Origin of the sequence: Allobosea sp. Tri-44 (assembly GCF_004123845.1) — a bacterium.
GTDB lineage: Bacteria > Pseudomonadota > Alphaproteobacteria > Rhizobiales > Beijerinckiaceae > Allobosea.
On sequence record NZ_NBDP01000007.1, the window covers coordinates 396,980 to 416,875 of the forward strand.

Annotated in this window: 17 protein-coding genes and 4 pseudogenes; 7 read left to right on the forward strand and 14 right to left on the reverse strand. The window is 65.1% G+C overall.

What is annotated here, in order from left to right; all coding sequences use genetic code 11:
- Positions 1-13: 13 nt before the first annotated feature.
- Genes B6S44_RS08365 through B6S44_RS08375 form a run of 3 tightly spaced genes read right to left on the reverse strand, consistent with a single transcriptional unit; the run spans position 14 to position 2,201 of the window.
- Positions 14-1,153 (reverse strand): ABC transporter substrate-binding protein, encoded by a 1,140-nt coding sequence (locus tag B6S44_RS08365; RefSeq protein WP_129156429.1) that lies wholly within the window; start codon positions 1,151-1,153, stop codon positions 14-16.
- Positions 1,150-1,983: an alpha/beta hydrolase gene (locus B6S44_RS08370; RefSeq protein WP_164985759.1), complete on the reverse strand. Its 834-nt coding sequence runs from the start codon at positions 1,981-1,983 to the stop codon at positions 1,150-1,152. Before B6S44_RS08370 ends, B6S44_RS08365 begins: the two co-directional genes overlap by 4 nt.
- 32 nt (positions 1,984-2,015) lie before the next feature.
- A complete protein-coding gene (locus tag B6S44_RS08375) occupies positions 2,016-2,201 on the reverse strand; it encodes a TonB-dependent receptor (RefSeq protein WP_129156431.1) in 186 nt (61 codons plus the stop codon).
- A 286-nt stretch (positions 2,202-2,487) separates the two neighbouring features.
- Here B6S44_RS08375 and B6S44_RS08380 point away from each other — a divergent pair, with 286 nt between their 5' ends.
- The 3 genes from B6S44_RS08380 to B6S44_RS08390 are packed head-to-tail and all read left to right on the forward strand — an operon-like array spanning position 2,488 to position 5,999.
- Positions 2,488-3,522, forward strand: coding sequence for an ABC transporter ATP-binding protein (locus B6S44_RS08380; protein WP_129156613.1), 1,035 nt, complete (start codon positions 2,488-2,490; stop codon positions 3,520-3,522).
- Positions 3,519-4,508: an ABC transporter ATP-binding protein gene (locus B6S44_RS08385; RefSeq protein WP_129156432.1), complete on the forward strand. Its 990-nt coding sequence runs from the start codon at positions 3,519-3,521 to the stop codon at positions 4,506-4,508. The genes B6S44_RS08380 and B6S44_RS08385 overlap by 4 nt, the downstream gene beginning before the upstream one ends.
- Positions 4,509-4,532: 24 nt before the next feature.
- Positions 4,533-5,999 carry an alkaline phosphatase family protein gene (locus tag B6S44_RS08390; protein WP_129156433.1) on the forward strand — a complete coding sequence of 489 codons (1,467 nt, stop codon included), beginning with the start codon at positions 4,533-4,535 and terminating at the stop codon, positions 5,997-5,999.
- A gap of 186 nt (positions 6,000-6,185) precedes the next feature.
- On the opposite strand, the gene gmtX is transcribed toward B6S44_RS08390, so the two are convergent.
- Positions 6,186-6,407: a gamma-mobile-trio protein GmtX gene (gmtX, locus tag B6S44_RS30185; RefSeq protein ID WP_465246094.1), complete on the reverse strand. Its 222-nt coding sequence runs from the start codon at positions 6,405-6,407 to the stop codon at positions 6,186-6,188.
- A gap of 79 nt (positions 6,408-6,486) precedes the next feature.
- On the opposite strand from gmtX, the pseudogene B6S44_RS08395 reads away from it, so the two are divergent.
- Positions 6,487-6,633: pseudogene (locus tag B6S44_RS08395) on the forward strand (IS3 family transposase); the annotation flags it as partial.
- On the opposite strand, the gene B6S44_RS08400 reads toward B6S44_RS08395, so the two are convergent.
- From B6S44_RS08400 to B6S44_RS08445, 10 genes and pseudogenes are all read right to left on the reverse strand, one after another.
- Positions 6,634-6,948: an antibiotic biosynthesis monooxygenase family protein gene (locus B6S44_RS08400; protein ID WP_129156614.1), complete on the reverse strand. Its 315-nt coding sequence runs from the start codon at positions 6,946-6,948 to the stop codon at positions 6,634-6,636. It lies immediately after the preceding pseudogene.
- Positions 6,945-7,964 carry a zinc-dependent alcohol dehydrogenase family protein gene (locus B6S44_RS08405; protein ID WP_129156434.1) on the reverse strand — a complete coding sequence of 340 codons (1,020 nt, stop codon included), beginning with the start codon at positions 7,962-7,964 and terminating at the stop codon, positions 6,945-6,947. Before B6S44_RS08405 ends, B6S44_RS08400 begins: the two co-directional genes overlap by 4 nt.
- Positions 7,965-8,025: 61 nt before the next feature.
- Positions 8,026-8,328: an ArsR/SmtB family transcription factor gene (locus tag B6S44_RS08410; RefSeq protein WP_129156435.1), complete on the reverse strand. Its 303-nt coding sequence runs from the start codon at positions 8,326-8,328 to the stop codon at positions 8,026-8,028.
- 114 nt (positions 8,329-8,442) lie between these two features.
- A pseudogene (locus tag B6S44_RS08415) lies at positions 8,443-9,983 on the reverse strand (mechanosensitive ion channel domain-containing protein).
- Positions 9,984-10,169: 186 nt separating this feature from the next.
- Positions 10,170-10,577 (reverse strand): annotated as a pseudogene (locus B6S44_RS08420) (pirin-like C-terminal cupin domain-containing protein).
- Positions 10,578-10,870: 293 nt separating this feature from the next.
- Positions 10,871-11,236, reverse strand: a complete 366-nt coding sequence (locus B6S44_RS08425) for a quinone oxidoreductase family protein (RefSeq protein ID WP_129156436.1) — start codon at positions 11,234-11,236, stop codon at positions 10,871-10,873.
- A 141-nt stretch (positions 11,237-11,377) separates the two neighbouring features.
- A complete protein-coding gene (locus B6S44_RS08430; protein WP_206735098.1) occupies positions 11,378-13,117 on the reverse strand; it encodes a monovalent cation:proton antiporter-2 (CPA2) family protein in 1,740 nt (579 codons plus the stop codon).
- Complete coding sequence (locus tag B6S44_RS08435) at positions 13,117-14,178, reverse strand: LLM class flavin-dependent oxidoreductase (RefSeq protein ID WP_129156437.1); 1,062 nt, start codon at positions 14,176-14,178, stop codon at positions 13,117-13,119. The genes B6S44_RS08430 and B6S44_RS08435 overlap by 1 nt, the downstream gene beginning before the upstream one ends.
- A 163-nt stretch (positions 14,179-14,341) precedes the next feature.
- Positions 14,342-15,826, reverse strand: coding sequence for an alginate export family protein (locus tag B6S44_RS08440; protein ID WP_164985760.1), 1,485 nt, complete (start codon positions 15,824-15,826; stop codon positions 14,342-14,344).
- Between the two features lie 51 nt (positions 15,827-15,877).
- Entirely contained in the window at positions 15,878-16,531 is a 654-nt protein-coding gene (locus B6S44_RS08445; RefSeq protein ID WP_129156439.1) for a hydrolase, read from the reverse strand.
- 146 nt (positions 16,532-16,677) lie between these two features.
- Between B6S44_RS08445 and B6S44_RS08450 the strand changes: the two genes are divergently transcribed.
- The 3 genes and pseudogenes from B6S44_RS08450 to B6S44_RS08460 all read left to right on the forward strand — a co-directional run bounded on the left by B6S44_RS08450 (position 16,678) and on the right by B6S44_RS08460 (position 19,556).
- Complete coding sequence (locus B6S44_RS08450; RefSeq protein ID WP_129156616.1) at positions 16,678-17,628, forward strand: LysR family transcriptional regulator; 951 nt, start codon at positions 16,678-16,680, stop codon at positions 17,626-17,628.
- Positions 17,629-17,707: 79 nt separating this feature from the next.
- Positions 17,708-18,644 (forward strand): annotated as a pseudogene (locus tag B6S44_RS08455) (pirin family protein).
- A 144-nt stretch (positions 18,645-18,788) separates the two neighbouring features.
- Positions 18,789-19,556, forward strand: a complete 768-nt coding sequence (locus B6S44_RS08460) for an alpha/beta fold hydrolase (protein ID WP_129156440.1) — start codon at positions 18,789-18,791, stop codon at positions 19,554-19,556.
- Positions 19,557-19,896 lie beyond the last annotated feature (340 nt).

Genomic DNA, 19,896 nt, shown 5'->3' on the forward strand with positions numbered 1-19,896 from the left:
TGGCCCTGAAGGTTCAGGGCTTCACTTGGCCGACGCTCTCGATCCAGAGCGGGCCGTCGAGCGGGATGGCCGAAAAACGGCTGGAAATCTCGTTCAACGTCGCCTGCGGGTCGACATCGGCGAGGCGGTCGGGATGAAACCATTTCGCCAGCCGCTCGATGGCGACGATATGGAGCGGGGTATCGTTGAAGAGATGCCAGAGACCATAGGCGCGGCCTTGTCGCACCGCGGCGAGCGCAGAGATGCCGGGCCGGCCCAGCAGCGCGGCGAAGCTCTGCAAGGCGGTCTCGCGCGACACGCCCAGCCCGAGGACGAGGCCGCCTCTCCCCGCCAAATGCGTGCCGCCGGTCGCGACATAGATCGCGGGATCGGCAGCAAGCAGTTGCTCGAGGCTGATCTGCCCGGTCGCGCCGGGCAGGATCGCGGCGGCGATGTTGCGGCCGCCGGCTGCGGTGATGAAGTCGTCGAACGTGCCCTTGCCCGGCGTCGGGCAGCAATCGAAGCCGCCGGCATGGGCATGCATGAAGACAGCCGGACGCTCCGCGCCGCGCACGCGCTCTTCGATCAGGCGCCGGCGCTCCTCGTAGAAGCGGATATAGGCCTCAGCCTGGCCCTCGCGGCCGATCAGCTTGCCGAGGATGCGCAGGCTCGGCAGCGTGTCGCGCATCGGCTGCAGGTAGAAATCGACGACGGCGACCTTGATGCCGGCCGCCTCGAAACGCTGGACGAGATCGCCAGGCCCGCGCCGGGTGCCCGCGAGCGACAGGCTGAGGATCACCAGATCGGGCGACAGCGACACCGCCTTCTCGAAGGAGAAACCGTCCTGCGTCGCGCCGTCGCCAACCGTCGGCACGCTCTCGATCGCCGGGAACCTGGCGAGATAGCGGGCATAGGCGTCGGGGTTCTGGCGACGGTGATCCGTGCCCCAGCCGGCGAGGATGCTGATCGGGTCGGGATGGATCAGGCCGAGCGCGTTGAGTTGGCGCCCCTGCGCCAGCACAATCCGCTTCGCCGGGCCGGGCAAGGTCACGCTACGCCCAAACAGGTCGGTCACGGTGACCGATTCAGCGCGGGCAGGAGCCGACAAGACTGGAAGTGGTGCGGCCACGGCAAGCAGCAACCGCGCCAGGAACCGCAGCGGCGAAGCGGTCATGGCGAGAGCTTTCCCTCTGTGCCGCCCAGGGCGAAGGCGACCGCGCGCGACAGCATCGCCGGGATTACTGAGATATGGTTCTCGCCAACAAAGACGACATGTTCGCAATCGACACGTCCGGAAGCCGCCAGCACCTCTGCCATTTCGGCAGCATTGCCGATCATGCGGGCCATGTGCAGCCGCGCCGCCCGCTGCGGATCACGCTGCTCGTCGCCATTCTGCTCGTCACCGCCAACGGTGATCAACAGGCGCGGAGCACTCGCAGCCACAGGTAAACGCAGGAACCGCTCGCGCGTCTTTAGGATGGCGCGCTCCTCCCACCAGATCGACGGGCTGCCGGCGACATGGCTGCGGAACAGGCCGGGCCGCGCGAACAGCGTGTGCAAGGCGAAGAGCCCGCCGAAAGAATGGCTGACCAGCGACATGCAGGCCCGGTCGATTGGCGCCAACCTCTCGACCTGCGTCAGCATCTCGCCAGCGATCAGGTCGAGGAAGCGATCGGCACCGCCATCCGTCGGCAAGAGGTCTTGCCGGCGCCGCTCGGCATCGAAGGGCGCCGCTCCCGGATAGCCGACGCCGAGGATAACAGCCGGGCTGACGCCAGAAACCTCGGGACGCCCGGCCTGCAGCCGCGCAGCAGATAGCGCGGTCGGGAACAGCGCATCGCCGTCGACGAGGACCAGGACCGGGAAGCCGCCGGCCGGGGCCGGCTCGGGCGGGATCGCGGCCAGCAGCCGGTACTCGGCTCCTCCCGGCGACATGAACGCGAGGCTGCGCGTGTGCGGCAGCTCGACCGGCCGGAGAGCCGGGGCCGGATGCCCCTCGAACACAACCCGCTCCGGCCGCAACATCCCGCCTGCCCTCACCAGCGATAGGACAGGGTGGCAAGCACGGTGCGGCGCATGCCGAAGGAGCACTGCACGGCGCCGCAGCAGCCGGCGATGTATTCCTTGTCGAACAGGTTCTGGGCGTTGACCTGCACCTTCCAGCCCGTCATCGCGGCATTCGCAGCGCCGAGATCATAGCTGATCGCGGCATCGACCGGCATATCGTTTCCGACCTCAAGACTTTGCTGTCAGATTATGAACCTTCTAAGCTCGGCAATTCATAGCCAATGCTTGCACTGGAGCTCGCCCATACGGTCGCTCTCGAACCAGCTACCCTGACTCGACGCAGATTGTCGGCTCGCGGTCGGACGCCGCATGGTAGTAGCCAAACCGCCGACGCATCTACTATTCCGCTCCGTCACATCACGGTCACCGAACCGCGTCTATCCCGCTGCGATGACGCTCCTGACCGCCCGCGACAAAGATCGCTCCGGCATCGCCGCGCTGATGCCCGGCGCGGAGCTGAATCCGCCGCCGCTGCTTGCGCTGAACAACTTCTCGGTCGCCTTCCAGGGAGCTGGCGGCCCCGTGCCGGTCGTGCGCGGCATCGACCTCAAGCTGGCGCCCGGCGAGGCACTCGGCATCGTCGGGGAATCAGGCTGCGGCAAGAGCGTGACCTGGCTGGCGGCCTTGCGCCTGCTCGGCGGCGGTGTCGTCACCTCCGGCGAGGTCCTGCTCAAGGGGCAGGATATCACCCGCCTGCCGGAGCGCGCGCTGGCGACCATTCGCGGCGGACGCATCGGGCTGATCTTCCAGGACCCGACCAGTTCGCTCAATCCGGTGCAGCGGATCGGCACGCAACTCACGGAAGTGCTGCGCCTGCATCGCGGCTTACGCGGCGACGCCGCCCATCGCGAGGCGCAGCGCCTGCTCGACCGCGTCGGCATCGCCGATGCGCCGCGGCGGCTGCGGCAGTATCCGCACGAATTCTCAGGCGGCATGAACCAGCGCGTCATGATCGCGCTGGCGCTCGCCGGCGAGCCCGAGGTGCTGATCGCGGACGAGCCGACCACGGCGCTCGACGCGACGATCCAGGCTCAGATCCTCGACCTGATCCGCGGTATCCGCCGCGAGAGCGGCATGGGGCTGGTGTTGATCTCGCACGATATCGGCGTCGTCGCCGATCTCTGCGACCACGTCGCGGTGATGTATGCCGGGCGCGTCGTCGAGACCGCCGCGACGCAAGACCTGCTCAGCCGGCCGCGCCATCCCTATACGCGCGGCCTGCTCGCCGCCCTGCCGACACTTGGCGGCCCGCGCCAACGGCTGACGCCGATCGCCGGCACCGTTCCCGCCCCCGACAGGATGCCGCCGGGCTGCGCCTTCGCGCCACGCTGCTCATTGGTGATCGAAGCGTGCCGGAGCGAGACGCCTCCTCTTGTGCTGGCGGCGCAGGACCAGCGCGCTGCCTGCCTGCGCCTCGCCGAGACCGCGATGGCGCCAACGGCGCATGAGCCTGCGCCCGCCGGAGCGTTCGCATGAGCCCGCTCCTTCGTGTCAGCGACCTTGCACGGCATTATCCGGTCGCGACTGCGGCGGGGCAGAAGCGGATGCTCCACGCGGTCGACGGTGTGAGCTTCACCCTCGCCGCTGGAAAGACGCTCGGGGTGGTCGGCGAATCCGGCTGCGGCAAGTCGACCACCGCGAGGCTGGTGCTCGGATTGCTGCCGGCGACCCGCGGTCGGATCGACTTCGCCGACGCGCCGATTACCGCTGTGCGCGACCGCCGCTGGCGGGCGCTACGCCGGAGGATGCAGCTGGTGCATCAGGACCCGCTCTCAGCACTCGACCGGCGGCTCCCGGTCGGCGAGCAGATCGTCGAGCCGCTCGTCATCCACGGTCTCGAAGCAGGTGCCGAGGCCCGGCGGCAGAAGGCGCTCGCGCTATTCGAAGCGGTCGGATTAAGGCCGGACCTGTTCCAGCGCTATCCGCACGAGTTGTCGGGCGGGCAGCGCCAGCGCGTCGTGCTCGCCCGCGCGCTGATCCTCGGTCCTGAGTTATTGGTCTGTGACGAGCCGATCTCGGCGCTCGACGTCTCGGTCGCCGCTCAGGTCACCAATCTGCTGCAGGACCTGCAGGCGCGCTTCGGCATGGCCTACCTCTTCATCAGCCACGACCTGAAAGTCGTCAGGCAGATCGCCGACGAAGTCGCTGTGATGTATCTCGGCAAGATCGTCGAGCAGGGTGCACCGGAGGCGCTATTCCATGCGCCGACGCATCCCTACACCGAGGCACTGGTCTCGGCCGTGCCGACGCTGCTGCGCGGCACGCGCGAGCGCATCATCCTGCGCGGCGACCCGCCCAATCCGGTCGACCGCCCAGCGGGCTGCGCCTTCCATCCGCGCTGCCCGCGTGCCGTTACCCGCTGCCGCGAGGAGGCGCCCATGCTGCGCCCCACGAGCGACGGGCGACTTGCCGCGTGCCATCTGGTACCCGTGGCTGCCGCCGCCAGAGCGGCCGCCGCCTGATCCATACAACCGCCGGAAATCGACATGGCCCAAGACGAGCGCTCCCCAGCCACACGCGTCATCGTCGCGGTCTTCGACGGGTTGCGGCCCGATCTGGTCACGCCGGAGCTGACGCCCAACATCCTGCGGCTGGCGGCGCGCGGCACCTGGTTCCGGCGGGCGCGCAGCGTCTTCCCCTCGGTGACCCGCGTCGCCACCAGCTCGATCGCGACCGGCGCACCACCCGCTGTGCACGGCATCGTCGGCAACGCCTTCTATCTCGCCGACGCCATCCCCGAGCGCATCTTCGACACCAGCGACGCCACGCTGATCCGCCGCGCCGAGGCGCATCATGACGGCCGGCTGGTCGCGGTCGACACTTTCGGCGACGTGCTGGCGCGGGCTGGCAAAAGGCTCGCCGTCGTCCATACCGGCTCGGCCGGATCGGCCCATTTCATCAATCCCCGCGCCCGCGCCAACGGGCACTGGACCTTCTCGATGCACGGCGCCGGGGCGACGCAGACGCCGGAAGCGGTCGAGGAGGTACTCGCCAGGATCGGACCGCTGCCGGAGCGCGAACTGCCGCGCCTCGGCGAGGTCGCCTATGGCGGCCGGGTGATGATCGAGCATGTGCTGCCGACCCTGAAGCCCGACGTCGCGCTGATCTGGTTCAACGAGCCCGACACCACCTTCCATTATCGCGGGCTCGGATCGCCCGAGGCGAAGGCGGGGCTCAAGGAGGCCGACCGCGCCTTCGGCGATATCCTCGACTGGGTCGAGGCCCAGCCCGACGCCGAGCGCATCGCGGTGATCGCCGCCTCCGACCACGGCCAGATCTCGACCGGCGCGATCGAGCCGCTGTTCGATGGGGCGCGCCAGGCCGGCTTCGACCTCAGCAACGGCAAGTCCGTCGATGGGACCACCTTCATCGCGACAGGCGGCATCAGCGGCGAGATCCGTCTGCGCGGAGACGACCGGACCGGGCTTGAGCGCATCGCCGCCTGGCTTATGGAGCAACCGGCAATCGGCCATGTCTTCTCGCGCGGCAGTGGTGAGGAGGGCGAAATCGCCGGTACCCTGTCGCTCGACCTGATCGGCGCTGGTCACGCCGTGCGCCAGCCCGATCTGATGTTCATCCTGAAATCATCGCTCGACGCGGACCAATACGGCTTGCCCGGCCTCGGCGCGATGACGCCGGGCGACGTGCCGCTCGGCGGCGGCATGCATGGCGGCATCAACCCGCACGAGCTCAATACGGTTCTCATCGTCTCCGGCGGCGCGGCCGACGGCGGAAGTGTCTCGCAGGAGCCGGCGGGGATCATCGATATCGGCCCGACGGTGCTCGGCTTCGCCGGCCTCGCCAAGGCACCGAGCATGGTCGGGCGCGATCTCTCCCGTCCGGCGCAGGAGGAGGCCCGCACGCAGCGCTTCGCGGCCGGCCGGGGCACCTTCACCCAGCATGTCGAGATCGCCGAGCAGGACGGCCGCCGCTTTATCCTCGGCGGCCACTGATCAAGGGCGAGTGAACGCAAAAAGGGGCGGCCAAATGACTATACCAACACTGAATTAGTTCGCGCGCCGTTGTTAAACAGCCAATTGCGACAGTGGGTTACGCAAAATTAACATACGATGCATGACTACATCGTACTACATCGTTCGAGAGGGTGGCCGCGGCTTTGCTCGCAGCCATCCTTTTTCTTATGATCTTTCTGCGCCCGTAATCTTGCGGATGGCCGTGGCAGATCCTGGGTCGAAAATCGTTCGCCCCTTATCATTCACGATTTCGCCCAGCGCGATTTCCTGCCATCCGCGATCCGATAAAAACACGGGGGAAATGGACCTGCGTAGTGCCTGTTTCTCCGACGCTGCCAGCTGAGATTCCATAGGCAGAAGAACCACAGGGACGGCTTCCGGAGACATGGCAATCTTGCCTCCTAAAGGACGCCGATTGAACCGCCCCGGGTCTGTCGGAGGCTCCAAGTCCTGAGAAGGTGGAGCGATGACGAGCAAGACGACCAACAAGTTTTCGCCTGAGTTGCGCGCCCGCGCGGTGCGGATGGTGCTGGACCATGAGGGCGAGCCTCCGTCGCGATGGGCGACGATCATGTCGATCGCGGGTAAGATCGGCTGCACCGCGCAGAAGCTGCTAGGGAAGATGTTTGCCCATTGGAAAGTCCGGTCCCTCGACATGATGGACCGTGGGTTCTGCCGAAAAATACTCTTGCAAGCCCAGCATGAACTTCCCGTGGTTTTCGCTCGCTTCGAAGCCCGGCGTATGATCCTCGAGCGATTGCCATTTCACGATCAGGTTGAAGCGGTGTGGGGATTCAACCCCTTGCGCGAGGACATGACCGCAATAACCGTTCGCGCTAATCAGCAATGGGGCGACCTTCGCGAATACGGTTCTGAATTTATCGATGTGTTCATCAAGGACCGGGAGTAGAGCGATCTCGTAGATCATGGTGCGCTCCAGCTGCGGCTTGCGTTCAAAAGACGCACACTCGCGGGATGAGCCGAAGGCTCAACCGCAATCACGATCTTTCCTTGAATCCCGTTGTTGGGGCTCTCCAGGCGGGCATGGGCGAGCGGAATGTCGGAAAGCGAGTAAGCGGCACCAAGATGGGGCCGCAACTGACCGCGCTCTACCAACGCGCTCAGCTCATCGAGCTTGCCGCGGTTCTGTCGCGTAAACACGAAGTGATAGCTCGCGTTCTTGCCCCAGGCCTGGATGAGATCTTGCGGCTGGGCCGTGTCAACGATCGTAACTACGCGGCCGAGCTGGGCGAGCGCATCAGAGCTGCGTGACAGTGTCGCGCCGCCGATGGTGTCGAACACCACATCGACTCCGCGACCGGCCGTTTCCCGCATGATGGCGTCGACATAGTCTTCCCTCTCGTAATCGATGACCACATCCGCGCCCAAGCCTCGGGCGAACTCAAAGCCCGTTTCCCGCACGGTCGTGAACACCTTGGCTCCCACTGCCTTTGCGAGCTGGATCGCAACATGACCGACGCCGCCGGCGCCGCCGTGTACAAGGATGCTTTCTCCCACTCTCAGCGCCGCACGCACGACCAGTGCTTCCCATGCCGTGCCACCCACCAGGGTCATGCTTGCCGCCTCAAGATGACTCAGCGAAGGGGGCTTCTTCCCGACGATGTTCTCGGCAGCAACGTGGTACTCGGCGTAGCTTCCTTGGCCGTCAAATATCTGAGGGGTGTACCAGACTTCGTCCCCGACCGAGAAATTTGTCACACCCGGCCCGACTTCTTCGACAACACCCGATACGTCATGGCCGGTAATCGCCGGCAATTGCACTAAATCGGCATAGTCGCCGCGCCGGACCTGGTAATCCAATGGGTTGATCGACGTGGCATGTACGCGCACCAGGACTTGTCCCGCATGCGGAACAGGTTTTGGCACGTCGCAAAGTTCGAACGACGATGGGCCGCCAAATGACTTGAGAACTACGGCTTTCATTGCATTTCCTCGTTTCGACAAAAAGGGATATAGAGAATTCCCGATACATATAGCTAAAAGATCAGAGGTCTTTCCCTATGATCTCGGCGAACGCGCTGATGGTTGCTTCGTTGCGCTTGTAGTAGGTCCACTGACCAATGCGCTTGGCCTCTACCAAGCCCGCCCGTTGAAGCGTTGCAAGATAGTCAGACACCGTTGACTGCGACAGTCCGACGCCTTCTTGGATGCTGCTAACGCAGACTCCCACCGTATGAACGTCACCTTCATCCTGCGGAGGGAAATTCTTCTCGGGATCCTTCAAGCCCTTCACGATTTCAAGGCGTGTACGGTTTGAGAGGGCTTTGAATATTTCGAGCAATTCCATACGTCGGATGATATCGATATTTACCGATATGTCAATGCGGTGGCGCGCAAATGTTTATAGGAAAAGAGTGCGCTCCAAGGCTTGCCCAATTTGCGGACATTGGCGATGGAGGATTTAAGCGTCCTGTCCCCCGTGACGGATTTCGAAGAGGTGGCGCATGCGATCCAGCAATCGCTGGACGGAGCCATGCTCACTTCCACGAGCGGCGGATGGCAATAGTTGCTGCTGGTTCTCCATCCGGCGCGCGAGCAGCAATGCGAGATCCTCGGCGATCATCGGCCGGTCCCGCATCAGCGGCGCCAGGCTGTCCTGAGCGATCTCATAGGCGACGACCAGCGTCAGCGCCTTGACGGTTCCCAGCTCCGGCGCGCCGGTCAGCAGGCCGCCTTCACCGAAGCAATCTCCCGGGGCCAGGCGTCCCAACTCCATCTCGTGCCCACCCACCGCATGGGTACCAAGGCCACACCACTTCGGATGACCATGAGCGCTTGCAAAGTGGCACCCTCGGCGACGATCGTTTCGTCCTTCCGGAACGTGCGCCGAACCATCGCACCCGCCAGAACCTCTTTCTCATCCTCGGTCAGCGTCGCAAACAAAGGGATGGCATCGAGCAATCGAAGCGGCGTGCTCCGATGCCGCGATGCGGCTGAATCTGCGTCGAAGCGGGGCGAGTTACTCGCCGTGGCGCCAGCTTCGGCGACCGGTGAAAGCCGGAGGTCGGCCGCCTGTGCATGGCGGTGGATCAGATCGAAGACCTCGTTCTTCGCCAGCGCCGATTTCGAGATATCGGGCACGCGAAACCACAGCTCGATCTCGAGCGATGTGCCGGTCAGCGACTTGACCTGCACGCCCGGAGCCGGCTCCTTTAAGATAGCATTGCAGCTTAGCAGGACGTCGCGCATCGCTTCCACGATCATGCGCGGCGACCGCGTGGGCACAAGCGATACTGTCAGCCTGATGCCGTGGCTGCGCTCCGGACTACTCATGTTGGTCAAAGTAGCCTTGGCGAGGCTGCTGTTGGGGAGCACGACGAGATCGTTGGAGCCGTTGATGAGATGCGTGGCGCGCCAGTTGGTTTCGAGCACACGGCCCTCTATTCCGCCGTTCAGAACAATCCAGTCACCGATCGCGTAAGGACGCCCGATGTTGAGCGCGATGCCGGAGAAGACGTCGCTCAGCGTGCTCTGCAACGCTAGGCCGATAATGATCGCGACGACGCCCGATGTCGCGACAAGTGTGCCGACCGGCATGGCGAACACATAGGCGATCATCGAGAGCAGCGCGCCGGTGTAGATTGTCGCGACCACCAGGTCTTGGATCAGCCGTCCCTCTCGGGGCTGGCGCTCGAAGATCAGGAACACCCGGACGAAGGCAATCAGCGCCCAAGCACCATTGATCCACCAGATGACCTTGGCGATGCCGATGAAGATCTGCTGCATCGCCTCCGTTTCGTCGGCAGTCGGCTCATAGGGAACGATGCCATGGTGCAGGAGCAGACCGGTCAGGGCGATGAAGAATACGACCTGTCCGAAGAGGCGACCCGCCGGGTAGCGGCGCAGTGCGAGACGCGTGACCAGCGTGCCGGCCAATGCCAGCATCGCGGTCTGGATCATCGGATCAGCTAGGAAAGCCAACGCCGCGTCGCCGTATGTCATTTCTCAACGTATCCCGATCAAGGGCCCCGAGTGGACGTTTATGAAGAAGGCACGCCGGATGGCGTCCTTTGACAGCCGCAAAGGTCGTGAGGATCAGCTGGCCGGCAAGGCACCATGATTGAAGTCGCCCGCCACGCGGTCACGTGGTCCTGGACCGCGCCGTCGATACAGCTGCCTTCACCCCATTCAATCCGGCAGGGGAATGTGCTCATCCCGGTCGTCACCCGGGAGATCAAAGCGCCCCTGGCCCCAGTTCTGGGCGCGCCATTCGGCCTTGGCTGCCTCGATGCGCTCCTTGGAGGAAGCCACGAAGTTCCACCAGATGTAGCGCGGTCCGCCGAGAGTGGCGCCGCCGAGGATCATCAGCCGCGCGCCTCCGCTGCCTGCGGCGACCGTGATCCTGTCGCCGGGGCTCCGCCGGACCGGCCTGGTCGAAAAAGATGAACGGCCCGACCATCTGCCTCTTCGGCGCCGGCAAGGCGCGCCGCACCTCGAAGCCGCCGAGGTCCCGGGCGCGCGGAACGATCAGGGTCTCGATCGCGTCCATGCCGACATCGTCGGGGCAGCCGGGTTCGATTGCTGGTTCCAGCTCATGAGCATCATCCTCTGCCTGCCGACAAGGCTCGGCTTCGGTCCGAAGACGAATGACCGGGTTCGATCCGTCTGCGCCCTGCGAGCGCGTTGGCGCCTTCGGTCCCTCACGGTTCGATGACTCGCGCCGCTCTCCGTGGCTAGCCCTGCTCGACGTCAAGCTCTGTCGCAAAAAGCGGAACGATGGCGGTATGTCGAGCTGAGAACTCGGCCCCGCGGCCGAGGAGGCCACCGAGAGAGAACGAGACCCTATTTGGCAAATTTCAACACCTCCGGCGCTGCTCGATCCGACTTTTTCAGCGAAGAACAGGCGACGTGCAATGCCAGCGACGTTGCCCCTCTGGCATGATCCAGGTGCGAGTGGCGGGAACAGCGCGAAGTTCAGCATGAGAACCCGCGAGATTGAAGCTCGCGACCTTCTGCCCGAGATGACGACCGCTAACATCGGCTCCTACTGCGGCGATCAGGCCGGCTGCCGCATATCCGACGACATAGCTTGGATGCGGCGGAGGAGAGGATGCGCGGTTGATGAGGTCGCCGCCTTCGATGGCGACGGCCTTAATACGGATCAGGACGCCGTCGGCGGGGCACTCCGGATCGAGGACGCCCTCGTAACGGAAGACCTCCGGGCCGCCGCATTGGTCGTAGACCGCTGCCTTCATTGCTCAACCTCGTATCTGGCCTGGTACCGTGATTGCCAAGGCGAGCGGTTGGGGAGCCTGTCGCACGCCGGCCTTGCTGCTTTGATCTGGATTGTCGCAAGTCCGGTCAGCTGTGTGGGCCGTTTTGATCCGATGTTCCGCTCAGCGGTCCGGGACGGGTTGGACGTGGAGTCGGTCGCTGCCCGACATGGAGTCACCCTGAACCTGCTCGGCCAGCCGCTCGGTATCGCGCCGACGGATGTCCTCGACGGCTTCCTCGATGTCGACATCGGCAAAGCCCAGCACCCGCAAGCCCTCCGCCCCCATCAGATAGGCGGACTCGGCCGTCTCGCGGATCTGGTAGTCGACACCGGCGCGGATGAGATCCACGGCATGGCCACGGTCGTAGCTGCGAACGAGCAGTTTGGCCTGAGGAAATTCGTGCTGCGCCAGTTCCACGATTTGCAGCGCGGCCTTGGGATCGTCGATGCAGATTATGATCGCATCTGCCAACCCGGCGCCGGACTGGCGCAAGACGTCGAGCCGGGCGCCGTCGCCGAAGTACACCTTGAACCCGTATCGGGCCGCGTCGCGGATCCGGTCGGGCTCCCTGTCGATGACGGCCAGGTCGACGCCTCTGGAGAGAAGCGCCTGCGAAGAGATCTGGCCGAAGCGTCCGAAGCCGATGAGGAGGATCCGCCCCTTGAGGTCGCGGGCGGCGTCGACGCCATCCATCGACGCTTCGCTGCGCAACAGCCTGTCGGCCGCGATCATCAGCAGCGGCGTCAGGGCCATGGACAGGATCACGACGGTGGAAAACAGCGCGTTTTCCCGCGCATCGATCACGCCGGCCGACGTCGCCGCGGCGTAGAGGACGAAGGCGAACTCGCCACCCTGCAGGAACATCGAGGTTCGGTGCAAAGCCTGGCGGCTGGAGCCGCCGAACAGCAGGGCAACGGAATATACCACGACGCCCTTCGCGATGGTAAAGGCGGCCAGCATGGCCAGCAAGAGGCGCCATTCGGCCGCGACGACTGCAAGGTTCAGCGACATGCCGACGGCCAGGAAAAACAGCCCCATGAGCAGGCCGCGAAATGGCTCGATGTCGCTTTCGATCTGGTGGCGATAGCTCGAACTCGAGAGCATAACGCCGGCGAGGAAGGCACCCATCGCCATCGACAGCCCGGCGACCTCCATGAGCAGCGCCGCGCCGAGCACAACCAGCAGCGCGCCTGCGGTCAGAACCTCGCGCGTCCGCGCTTGGGCCAGCAGAGCGAAGAGCGGGTTCAGGGCCCAGCGCGACACCGCCAGCAGCACGGCTAAGGCGGCGATCGCGATCAAGACACCGTTCCATCCCGCCTGTCCTTGTGCGAGAGGCGACAGGAAGGCGACCGCGGCCAGGAGCGGCACGATCATCAGGTCTTCGAACAGGAGGATCGCGACGGACTTCTGCCCCTCCGCGCTCGACATCTCGCCGCGGTCCTGCAGCACCGACATGATGACGGCGGTCGAAGACAGGACGAAGCCCGCCCCGGCGATGAAGGCGACCTGACCGGGGAGATTGAACAGGGCAGCGCCCGCCAGCATGAGGGCCGCGATTGCAGAAAACACCTGGGCGAGGCCCAGTCCGAAGATCTGGCCGCGCATGGCCCAGAGCTTGGGCGGGCGCAGTTCCAGTCCGATCACGAACAGGAACATCACCACTCCAAGCTCTGAGAAATGCAGGATGGCCTGGGCATCGGCGAACAGGCCGAGCACCGAAGGCCCCACCAGCACGCCGGCGGCGAAGTAGCCGAGGACCGAGCCGAGGCCGAGCCGCCGGAACAGCGGCACGGCAACCACAGCCGCGCCCATCAGAACGACAGCGGGCGCGATCATCTGCCCCAAGCCTGCTTCAGCCATCAGATCGTCTTTCCGGTTCTGTCTGTCGCCACCAGTGCATTCCGGATGATCGGCGCGACCTCGCTGCCCAACAGCTCGATCGAACGCTTCATCGCCGCCGTTTCGAGCGAGGCGGTGCTCATCTGGAAGGTGATGCGCGCGACGCCGCCGAGCGTCTCGTTGGCCTGGAGCATCTTGGCTGCGACCGTCGCCGGATCGCCGATCAGGAACGCGCCTTCCGGACCCGCCATGGCGTCGAACTGCTGGCGCGACGGCGGCGGCCAGCCGCGCTCGCGGCCAATCCTGCCCGTCAGATGCGCCCAGCCGGGGAAGAAGGCGTCCCTGGCCGCCATGTCGGTCTCGCCGACGAAGCCCATCGCATGGATGCCGACCTTGAGCTTCTCGGGATCATGCCCGGCGCTCTTGCCGGCTTCGCGATAGAGGTCAACGAGCGGGCGAAAGCGCTCGAATGTGCCACCGATTATCGCCACCATCAGCGGCAGGCCGAGCGTGCCGGCGCGGGCGAAGGATTGCGGCGTGCCGCCCACGCCGACCCAGACCGGCAGGCGGGGCTGGTGTGGGCGCGGGTAAATGCCCTGACCCTCGAGCGCCGGACGGAAGCGCCCTTTCCAGATCGGATAGGTCGTCTCGTTGAGCTTCAGGAGCAGATCGAGCTTCTCGGCGAAGAGGTCGTCATAGTCGCGCGGGTCCAGGCCAAACAGCGGGTAGGCCTCGCCGAACGAGCCGCGTCCGACGATGATCTCGGCCCGCCCCCTGGCGATCAGGTCGAGCGTCGCAAACTCCTGGAAGATCCGGACCGGGTCGGCGGCGCTCAGCACCGTCACCGCGCTCGTCAGTCGGATCCGGCTGGTGCGGGCCGCCGCCGCAGCCAAAATGATCACCGGTGCGGAGTCGAGGAACTCGGCGCGATGGTGCTCGCCGATGCCGAAGACGTCGAGCCCGGCGCGGTCCGCGACCTCGACCTCGTCGAGGAGATCGGCCATGCGATCGGTTGGCGAAGGAGGTTTGCCCGTCGCCGGATCGGGCAGGATGGCTGCAAAGCTGTCGATACCGATTTCCATGGATGGTCCTTGCAAACTCATGGGGCGACGCAGGCGCAGCGCGCAGAACTGGGGAAAAGGCGGTTCATGGCGCGCGAGTTTTCGATCCGGGTGACGTGCCTTAGCTGCCCGCCATTCCCGACTTGCTCGAACACTCGCTTTTTGACGAACGATGTTCTCATCGTCAGAATCGGTAGTTGGCGGTGAGGCCGAGCAGCTTGATGACTTGCGAGGGTCCGGTTTCCCGAATGAACCTACCAGGGTCGAAGACACCGACCGACGCTGCGAGATTCAGCTCCGGCGTTGCCTGCCACGCCGCGGCGATCTCGGCCTGCGTCCCGATGAAGCGCGCGTTGCTGTTTTTGCCACTGCGGACGAGGGCCCCCGAGATCGCGTAGATGCCGTCGCCGGTGCTCTGCCGCCAATAGGCCGTACCCGACAGCGACAGCTCGACGTCCTTGTGCGGACGGATCGTGACGGATGGTCGAAGCTGGATCAGGTTGCGCGGTCCGATCGGCGATTGGGACGCAAAATACTTGCCCCTGGGAAACAGCGGATTGAACGTACCGAGCCTTGGATCGTCCGGGTCGTCGTCGCCGGAGATCATGTCTGCCGTCAGCCTGAGGTCGGGCTGCAGCGGAGCCTGCGAAAAGCGATGGCCAACTTCGCCGCCGATCCCCCAGCCCACCCTGCGGTGGCGGGCGAATGTTCCTTGCTGAACAGCGGCCTCGAGGTTCCAGTATGAGGAGCCGGTGTCTCCGAAAATCCGGGTGCCGAAAGTGTGGACCAGCTCTTTGCCGGCGCCCTGGTCGTAGACCGCATTCCGGTCCCGCAGCCCGAGATAATAGCCGTCGAAGCCGTTCGCACGACTATCTCCCAGCCAGCGCGTCGCATAGACGCCCCAGAGGGACTTCTGGGACGACGTCCGGTCATCGAAATCGTCCAGCCTGTTGTCGACCGGGCGAAAATAAAGAGCCGTCACCTGCCAGGACTTGGCCGTAAGGGACATGTCGAGGCCGTCGAACGCCTGAGGGACATTGGGACCGTAGCGCGTGTCGACGAAGCGCCCCGCGCCTAGTGAGACGAGCTTGCGGCCTGCCGACAGCCGCAGCGAGGTCTCCTCAGCGACATCCGCTTCCACCTCGACGAATGCCTGCAGCATATCGGCACCAGTCGTATCGACAGGCCTCTTGGCGCGGCGAACGCCTGAAATCCCGGAGAGCATGGGTTGTGCGAACAGGCGCAGCCTGCCCGCATGAAAATCGATGTAAGGCATGAAGCGATGCCAGACATAGCCATCGTCCGGCGCCGCGCCCCAGCGGACATTGGCATAGCCTTCGTAGCGTGATCGGACCTCGAGGCCTGTCGTGAGATAGGTCGATCCATCCGCGCTCAAGGGGGTGTACTTGAACGGCTCCGTCCACCGCCCCGTCCGCTGCGTCGGGTCTGCGAGATAGGACCAGCTTTCGGGGTAACGCTCGATCGTCAAGGTCGGCGCGCGGCCGATATCCGTGCCTGTCTGTGCGTCTGCAACAACAGGCAGCGTTGCTGCCGCGAAAGCGATGGTCCACTTTCGCGGCGACAATTGTTTCAGGCTTCGGCGGAAGCGGCGGCTGGATCGCCGGGGCTTCACGGGGCCCGGCACACAGGGAGGTGCGAGCCGCGACACCGGACACATCATCTCGCAGGGCATTTCGCCGCGGCTTGCCACCCGAACAGGTCAGCCGGCGGCGCTCGGGACCGGCGTGTTGAGCAGCTGCTGCTCCCATAGATAGGCGATGCCACTGCCCGCAGCATGTTCCTTGAGCACGTCCGTCACCTTGCCAGCGGTTTCGATGCGGGCCCAGTCGCGCTGCCATTCGGCCATGACGGCGAGCCATGTCATCATATTCGCGCCGGCCGCGATCATGCGCTGGATGGCGACCTCGTGGGATTCAACAGAAATGCCGCCGCAGGCATCCGTGACCACGGTCACGTCCCAGCCCTCGCCGAGAGCCTGGATCGCCGGCATCGCGACGCAGACTTCGGTCCAGAGGCCCGCGATGATCAGCTGCTTACGGCCCGTCGCCTTGACCGCGTCCACCACCTTCGGATCTTCCCAGGTGTTGACGAACGTCCGGTCGATCACGTCCTGACCCGGGAAGACATCGGTGATCTGCGGGAAGATGAGACCGCCTCGCTCAGCGATCACGCTCGTGAGAATGGTCGGGACGCTGAATGCCTTGGCGGCCTTCGCCAGAGCCGTCGCATTGTTGACCGCCATATGCGGGTCGTGGCTGTTCAGGTTCGTGAGCTGGAAAGGCTGGTGGTCGATTAGGACGAGGACAGAATCTTCCGGGCGAAGAAGCGACTTCAGGCCGTTACGAAAGGTCATGACTATCCTTTTTGATGTCGTCGATGAGCGGCGTGTCTGCCTGGCAGTTTCGCCAGGGGCGGCGCCGATCGTGTAATGCCGTTCCCAAGTGCGCTACGATAGTGCCGAGGTTCGGCAAGCTGTGTCGCAAGATGAGGAACGCCAAATTGGAGATCGAAGATCTGCAGACATTCGTGGCGGTTGCTGATGCCGGAGGCGTCTCGCCCGCCGCGCGCCGGCTCGGCCTGTCCAAGTCCATCGTGAGCCGACGGCTGCTGCGGCTAGAATCGGGGCTCGGAGTCCAGCTGCTTGCGCGCACGACCCGCGGCGCGGCGCTCACGGAAGCCGGCGCGACATTCCGCGATCACGCGGCCAGGGTCTCCGCCGAGATCGAGCTGGCGAGGGAAGCGATCCTGCAGAACGGCGACCTTCGCGGCCGCCTGCGGATCGCCATGCCGCTGACCTTCGGGCCGACGCACTTTGCTCCGATGCTCGCCGAACTGGCGCGACGCCATCCGCAGCTCCACATCCATACCGTCTACAGCGACCGCTTCGTCGATCTCATCGCCGAGGGCTTCGACTGCGCGATCCGTGTCGGCTACCTGCAGGACTCAAGTCTGGTCGCAAGGCGTGTCGGCCCGATCTACGGCAAGCTCGTCGCGAGCCCGGACTATATCAAGACTCACGGCTCCCCTGAGAAACCCGAGGAGATCGCCGCCCATCCGGCTTTGATGCAGGGCATGGAGACCTGGCAATTCATGGACGGTGACAAGATCGTCACCATCCAGCCGCAGGGGCGCTTCAAGGCAGACAGTGCCACGGCTCTCGTTGCTGCCGCAGCAGCGGGGCTCGGTATCGCCTGGCTGCCCGACTGCATGATCCATGAGCATGTAGCGGCTGGCGCGCTCGTTCCAATCATGATGCGCTATCCGCCGCCACCGGCCGGCGCCTATGTTGTCCGTCCCCCGGGCCAGCACCCCGAACGCAAGATCCGGGTGCTGACCGAATTGTTGATCGAAATGCTCGAACACGATCCGCGTTTCGCGGAGATTGGTCAGTCCAATCCGAATGGCGAGGGCGTTGTGCCGGTGAGTTCCGCTTGCGGCGACACAGCTTAGCGCCCCCCGCGGCTAGTCGCGAGAGTGGCGGCTCGCTAGGTCGACCGTCCGTAGAGGTGCTGCCAGGAGATCGCGACGCATGAGTTGGAACCCAGCAATCGAACCCGGCTGCCCCGACGATGTCGGCATGGACGCTATCGAGACCCTGATCGTTCCGCGCGCCCGGGACCTCGGCGGCTTCGAGGTGCGGCGGGCCTTGCCGGCGCCGAAGCGGCAGATGGTCGGGCCGTTCATCTTCTTCGACCAGGCCGGGCCGGCCGAGCTGCTGACCGGCCAGGGCATCGACGTCCGGCCGCACCCGCATATCGGTCTCGGCACCGTAACCTATCTCTTCCGCGGCGATTTCCATCACCGCGACAGCACCGGGGCCGATCAGATCATCCGCCCCGGCGCCCTGAACTGGATGGTCGCCGGACGTGGTGTTACCCATTCCGAGCGTACCTCCGCAGCCAGCCGAAGCGGGCCGAACAGTCTGTTCGGCATCCAGACCTGGGTGGCCTTGCCCGAAAGCCATGAGGACATGGCGCCTACCTTCGAGCATCACGGCAAGGAGGCCTTGCCGGTCATCGAGGACCGCGGCGTCTCGGTCAGGCTCATCCTCGGGAACGCCTATGGCGAGCGCGCCCCGGCGACGATGTTCTCGGAGACGTTCTACGCCGATGTCGGGCTCGAAGCGGGAAGCCGGCTGCCCATGCCGGACGATCACGAGGACAGGGGCATCTACATCGTCGAGGGCTCGATCTCGATAGCCGGCCAGGAATACGAGGCCCCCCAGATGATGGTCTTCCGCCCCCGGCGACAGGGTCACGGTCGCAGCCGGCGCCAGGGGGGCGCGGCTGATGATCCTCGGCGGCGCCACTCTCGGCGGACCGCGCTACATCTGGTGGAACTTCGTGGCTTCCTCCAAGGAGCGCATCGAGGCAGCCAAGGCCGAATGGCGTGCGCAGAACTGGGGCAAGGGACGCTTCGATCTCCCGGTCGACGACCGGGACGAGCACATTCCTCTCCCGGACTGAACAGCGCTCGCGTCCTGAATGCGACCTTGACGGTCCATCCCGGCGGATCGCGCGGGCTCGCCGAGACCCAGATCGGACGTTTCAACGCCGATATCCTGAGCTTCATCCGTGCCTGAGCGCCTGCATTCCCTGAAAGGAAAAACCATGTCCAAGATCGCTGCAACGGTTGCTCTCGCGACCGCTCTTCTGTCCGGCGCCGCGGTGGCCCAGTCGGCCAAGCCCACCATCGTCCTCGTCCATGGCGCCTTCGCTGACTCCTCGAGCTGGAACGGGGTCATCGCCAGTCTCCAGAAGAACGGATACACGACAGTCGCCGTCGCCAATCCGCTGCGGAGCGTGTCGGGTGATGCGCGCCTGGTGTCCGACGTCGTCGCGAGCATTGCAGGTCCGGTGGTCCTCGTCGGGCATTCCTATGGCGGCCAAGTCATCACGAATGCGGCGAAGGGCCACGGCAACGTCAAGTCGCTGGTCTATGTGGCCGCGTTCGCTCCCGAGGCCGGCGAAGCCGCTGCCGATCTCGCCGGCAAGTTCCCTGGCGGCACCCTGGGCGCGGCGCTGGCGCCGCCGGTCAAGCTCGCTGGCGGTGGCGTCGACCTCTACATTGATCAGGCCAAATTCCGTGACCAGTTCGCTCATGATGTTTCGCCAGAGGCGACGGCACTGATGGCTGCCGGCCAGCGTCCGATAACCGAGGCTGCGCTGACGGAGAAGTCCGGCGAACCCGCATGGAAGTCGCTGCCGTCCTACTTCGTCTATGGCGACGGGGACAAGAACATCCCGGCCCGTGCGCTTGCGTTCATGGCCGAGCGTGCCCACTCAAAGCGCACGGTCGTGGTCGAGAATGCTTCTCATGTCGTGATGGTCTCGCAACCTCAGATCGTTGCGGGGCTGATTGAAGAAGCGGCGCGATAGCCTCGGGGCAGGGCACGGCGCGCGGACACCGTGCCCTTCTATATGCTCGCAGATGCGGCCCGTTTGACCACTTCCGGCTACGCTAAGGTCAAGCCGAATGTCCGGTTTCGGGCAGCGCGCCAATATCCGCTCCTGGCGCTCCACTCCCCTGCTTAAGCCGAGCTTGCGACGCCGTCCTCGAAAGCCTCCCGGCACATATCCACGAAGCCGCGTACCTTCGGATCCATGTAGCGCGTCGAGGCGAAGACAGCGTGGAGGCACCCAACAGCACCTGTGAGCGCGGCGGATCGGCGTCGGCGCGGCTGCGCGACCCTGCCAGTTGCGCCGCGCCGCCACCTAC

Bases quoted from the DNA above. Each gene is read 5' to 3' on its own strand.
- B6S44_RS08435 (WP_129156437.1), bottom strand. From the start codon at position 14,178: ATGGAAATCGGTATCGACAGCTTTGCAGCCATCCTGCCCGATCCGGCG.
- B6S44_RS08375 (WP_129156431.1), bottom strand. From the start codon at position 2,201: ATGCCGGTCGATGCCGCGATCAGCTATGATCTCGGCGCTGCGAATGCC.
- B6S44_RS08460 (WP_129156440.1), top strand. From the start codon at position 18,789: ATGTCCAAGATCGCTGCAACGGTTGCTCTCGCGACCGCTCTTCTGTCC.
- B6S44_RS08405 (WP_129156434.1), bottom strand. From the start codon at position 7,964: ATGAAAGCCGTAGTTCTCAAGTCATTTGGCGGCCCATCGTCGTTCGAA.
- B6S44_RS08390 (WP_129156433.1), top strand. From the start codon at position 4,533: ATGGCCCAAGACGAGCGCTCCCCAGCCACACGCGTCATCGTCGCGGTC.
- B6S44_RS08385 (WP_129156432.1), top strand. From the start codon at position 3,519: ATGAGCCCGCTCCTTCGTGTCAGCGACCTTGCACGGCATTATCCGGTC.
- gmtX (WP_465246094.1), bottom strand. From the start codon at position 6,407: ATGTCTCCGGAAGCCGTCCCTGTGGTTCTTCTGCCTATGGAATCTCAG.
- B6S44_RS08400 (WP_129156614.1), bottom strand. From the start codon at position 6,948: ATGATCTACGAGATCGCTCTACTCCCGGTCCTTGATGAACACATCGAT.
- B6S44_RS08445 (WP_129156439.1), bottom strand. From the start codon at position 16,531: ATGACCTTTCGTAACGGCCTGAAGTCGCTTCTTCGCCCGGAAGATTCT.
- B6S44_RS08380 (WP_129156613.1), top strand. From the start codon at position 2,488: ATGCCCGGCGCGGAGCTGAATCCGCCGCCGCTGCTTGCGCTGAACAAC.
- B6S44_RS08425 (WP_129156436.1), bottom strand. From the start codon at position 11,236: ATGAAGGCAGCGGTCTACGACCAATGCGGCGGCCCGGAGGTCTTCCGT.
- B6S44_RS08430 (WP_206735098.1), bottom strand. From the start codon at position 13,117: ATGGCTGAAGCAGGCTTGGGGCAGATGATCGCGCCCGCTGTCGTTCTG.
- B6S44_RS08365 (WP_129156429.1), bottom strand. From the start codon at position 1,153: ATGACCGCTTCGCCGCTGCGGTTCCTGGCGCGGTTGCTGCTTGCCGTG.
- B6S44_RS08410 (WP_129156435.1), bottom strand. From the start codon at position 8,328: ATGGAATTGCTCGAAATATTCAAAGCCCTCTCAAACCGTACACGCCTT.